Below are 3240 nucleotides of genomic sequence, written 5' to 3' on the forward strand. Positions count from 1 at the left end.
TCCACGCCCCGCGGCCAGACGCGCCCGACTACAGCACGGTCATCGCCTCCCGCAGCGCGCCCCTCGAACCGGTCCAGATCGACGTCGACGTTCTTCCGCATCGCGCGCCCGCGGTGGAGCTGCGGATCGGCGGGCAGCGGCTGCGCCTCCTCGGCCTGTACGTCCCGTCCCGCGGGCCAGCCGAGCGCCGCAACCAGAACAAGCGCGCCTTCCAACASGCCGTCWCCCRCGCMCTACCCGGTYTYCTCGCCGSYTTCGAGSRGCCGGYCGTSGTGACCGGCGAYCTCAACGTCGTCGAACCGGGTCACGTCCCGCACTACCCGGTGTTCGGAGCCTGGGAATACGACTTCTACCGCGCCTTCACAAGCGCCGGCCTCACCGACGCCTACCGACTCCTGCACCCCGACACCCCTGGTCACAGCTGGTTCGGCCGCGCTGGAACCGGCTACCGCTTCGACCACACCTTCCTCACCGCCAACCAGCTCACCCTGACCAGCTGCGACTACCTCCACGAACCCCGCCACAACCGGCTCAGCGACCACGCCGCCCTCTCCCTCACCGCACAGCTMACACCCCCCGCCGCCGGTACCGGCTCCGCCGACGAAACCCCGTACTGACCGCGCCATGCGGCGCGGCAACGGGAAGCAGCCGGAACGCTAGCGCAGGTCGTCGGGGAGGCGCTGCCACCGTCGGTTGGCAGCTGATGCCGTGTGCGCCCACCTCGACCTCACTGCCCCCGGACGGACCCCCGCATCGCCCTCTCCGCCGCGTAGTTGCCTATAGAGCGGCGCCTCCCCGATGACGTAGCTGCGGAAGCCGTGTGATCGCAAAGGTGTGCGCCTGCCGCTGCTGTCCATGCAGGTCACAGACCTGGAATGCGGCGAACAACTTCTTCGTCTCCAGCGGAATGTCTTTTGGTCGGCCCCGCGGCACAGTTGTGTGGTCCGGTCGTCGACTCCCCCAGTCCGACGGCCGGGCGCTTCCGTGCCCGCGCCGGCCCGGCTCGCCGAGCTGCCGCGCCGCCAGCGAATACCACAACCCTCACCACGATTTTCTGGAGCAGCCGCATGCGTCTACCCGAGATGGTGTCCCTGGGTGGGGACAGCCTGGCCCCGTCCGGGGGCATCTACAACCGGTACCTGCATCACCGCCAGGATCTCGGTCTCGACCTGGACACGATCAGCGCGCTGGCGGACCTGTGCCAGACGTACACCGATCAGATCCTCGGCATCTACACCGAGATGACCACCCTCGCCGGTGAGATCCACACGGGCCTGCACCGGGGTCGCCGTCTGACTGACGCGGAGAAGACCGCGCTGCTCGGGAAGGTCACCCGGCGCAGCGAGCTGGGCCAGCAGGCCGAGCAGCTGTACGTCAACGCGGTCTGCCGGGGCCACGACCTGCTCGGCGACGAACAGGTCGCGTTGGCGGAGAAGATCCTCGCCGCCGAGAGCGACGCGGCGTGGTCGGCGATCGCGCAGGCCCTGGGCCGCCCACAGGTGCCGGCGCTGAGCTAACTCCGCGCCGCGCCCCGCGCCGCTGACGCCCGCAGCGGATCTGCAGGGCGTCACCGGCGCGCGGTACACGCGTCCCCTCCCCGCCGTCCACCCACACGGAAACGGACCTGGCATGGCCGACGGCCCACCCGTCACCGACCGGACGCCCTTGAACACCAATGTCGCGCACACGGCGCGGATGTACGACTACTTCCTGGGCGGCAAGGACAACTTCCCCGCGGACCGGGACGCCGCCGAACAGGCTCTGGACAAGTTCCCGCACCTGCGCACCGCGGCCCGGCAGAACCGCTCCTTCCTCCACCGGGCGATCAGGTTCCTCGCCGCCGAAGCCGGCGTCGAGCAGTTTCTCGACATCGGTACCGGTATCCCGACCAGCCCGAACCTGCACGAGGTCGCACAGGAGATCAGACCAAACGCGCGCATCGTCTACACGGACAACGACCTGCTCGTCCTGGCGCACGCCCGCGCACTGCTCACCAGCACGCCCGAGGGACGCACCGCCTACGTGCACGGCGACCTGCGTGACGTCGAGGCGATCCTGTCCGCCCCCGAGATACCGGCCACGCTGGACCTCACCGCGCCGGTCGCGGTGTCCCTCATCGCGATCCTGCACTTCCTCGACGACTAGGACGACCCGTACGGCGTCGTCCCCCGGCTCATGGACCGGCTGCCCCCGGGTAGCCGTCTGATCATCAGTCACATCACCGCCGATTTCGATCCGGCGGTGGGCGACGCGGTCGAGGTCTACCGGGCGCGGGGAGTTACGGCGCGGGCGCGTAGCCGGGAGGAGATCGCACGCCTTTTCGACGGTCTCGATCTGGTCGAGCCCGGCATCCAACCGGTGCATCGCTGGCGCCCCGACCACGACACCGACGTCACGCTCGCCGACGCCGAGGTGAGCGTGTACGGCGCGGTCGCTATCAAACCGTGAGGTCCGGAGCGTGCGGCGTGAGCACGGCGGCTGGCGGGGGTGGGGCCGGTCGGATCGGCTACAGCCGGGGTGAGCTGCCGCTCGCATTGACGCGGACGGTGGTGCGCGCGGTGCGCAGGGCCCGGGTTGTCGTCGCGGAGGCGTGCCGCCGCGACGACAACCCCACGGTCCGGATGGAGCATGACGATCCGACCAGACAAGCGCTGTTGTGGGCGCCCGTGCCGGGGCGGCTCCGGCCTGAAACCCGACGGCGGATCGAGGTCCACGCGGACGGTCGCGCAGGTCGAGGAGATTCACCTGCGGCTGCGCGCCGCGGCGGAGGGCACGTCGGATGATTGACCTGCACAGCTACACGACCGCTTCCGGCGGGCAGATGCTGCCGCAGGAGCTGGTGGTCCCGCATCCCGGTCACGACACCCAGGCCCGGCGTGAGCTGCGTGAGCTGGCCGCGACACTCGGCCTACTCCCGATCGGGGGCAGCGGCTACCACGGGCACGGTGATCGGCTCGGCGCGGCGGCGACGTCGCTCGCCGTCTACAAGCGGCTCGTCGCCCAGGCCCACGGCGACACGCCGATCCGCCGATGAGCCGCGCCTGTGACCTGCTGTCCTGCGCGTTGCCGTGGCGGCGGCAGTGGCGTGCGCAGGACCTGCGGAACCTGGATCCGGAGGTGCGCCGAGGGGTGCAGGAGGGATGGGGATTCGTCGCCGTGGCGGTGGCCTTCGCTCTGCTCCTCACCGTCCTCGTGATCCTCCGGTGATGGGGGGTGAGCCCGCTCCGTCCGCCGTCCCTG

At 70.5% G+C, this 3240-nt stretch carries 5 protein-coding genes and 1 pseudogene; all 6 read left to right on the forward strand.

Annotation, left to right across the window (positions count from 1 at the left end):
- On the forward strand, positions 1-617 hold a 617-nt coding region (locus KBI5_RS08585; protein WP_085014923.1), incomplete at its 5' end, for an endonuclease.
- Between the two features lie 450 nt (positions 618-1067).
- Positions 1068-1517 (forward strand): hypothetical protein, encoded by a 450-nt coding sequence (locus KBI5_RS08590; RefSeq protein ID WP_085014924.1) that lies wholly within the window; start codon positions 1068-1070, stop codon positions 1515-1517.
- 112 nt (positions 1518-1629) lie between these two features.
- Positions 1630-2448, forward strand: a pseudogene (locus KBI5_RS08595) (SAM-dependent methyltransferase).
- A gap of 180 nt (positions 2449-2628) precedes the next feature.
- A complete protein-coding gene (locus tag KBI5_RS27305; RefSeq protein ID WP_206745249.1) occupies positions 2629-2787 on the forward strand; it encodes a hypothetical protein in 159 nt (52 codons plus the stop codon).
- Positions 2780-3034 (forward strand): hypothetical protein, encoded by a 255-nt coding sequence (locus KBI5_RS08600; RefSeq protein ID WP_085014925.1) that lies wholly within the window; start codon positions 2780-2782, stop codon positions 3032-3034. The genes KBI5_RS27305 and KBI5_RS08600 overlap by 8 nt, the downstream gene beginning before the upstream one ends.
- On the forward strand, positions 3031-3207 hold the full coding sequence (locus KBI5_RS26215; protein ID WP_157902465.1) for a hypothetical protein: 177 nt from the start codon (positions 3031-3033) through the stop codon (positions 3205-3207). The genes KBI5_RS08600 and KBI5_RS26215 overlap by 4 nt, the downstream gene beginning before the upstream one ends.
- The last annotated feature ends 33 nt before the right edge of the window (positions 3208-3240 follow it).

The organism is Frankia sp. KB5 (assembly GCF_002099325.1).
Lineage (GTDB): Bacteria > Actinomycetota > Actinomycetes > Frankiales > Frankiaceae > Frankia > Frankia casuarinae.

Coding starts and splice junctions, on each gene's coding strand:
- KBI5_RS08590 (WP_085014924.1), top strand. CDS start 1,068: ATGCGTCTACCCGAGATGGTGTCCCTGGGTGGGGACAGCCTGGCCCCG.
- KBI5_RS27305 (WP_206745249.1), top strand. CDS start 2,629: ATGACGATCCGACCAGACAAGCGCTGTTGTGGGCGCCCGTGCCGGGGC.
- KBI5_RS08600 (WP_085014925.1), top strand. CDS start 2,780: ATGATTGACCTGCACAGCTACACGACCGCTTCCGGCGGGCAGATGCTG.
- KBI5_RS26215 (WP_157902465.1), top strand. CDS start 3,031: ATGAGCCGCGCCTGTGACCTGCTGTCCTGCGCGTTGCCGTGGCGGCGG.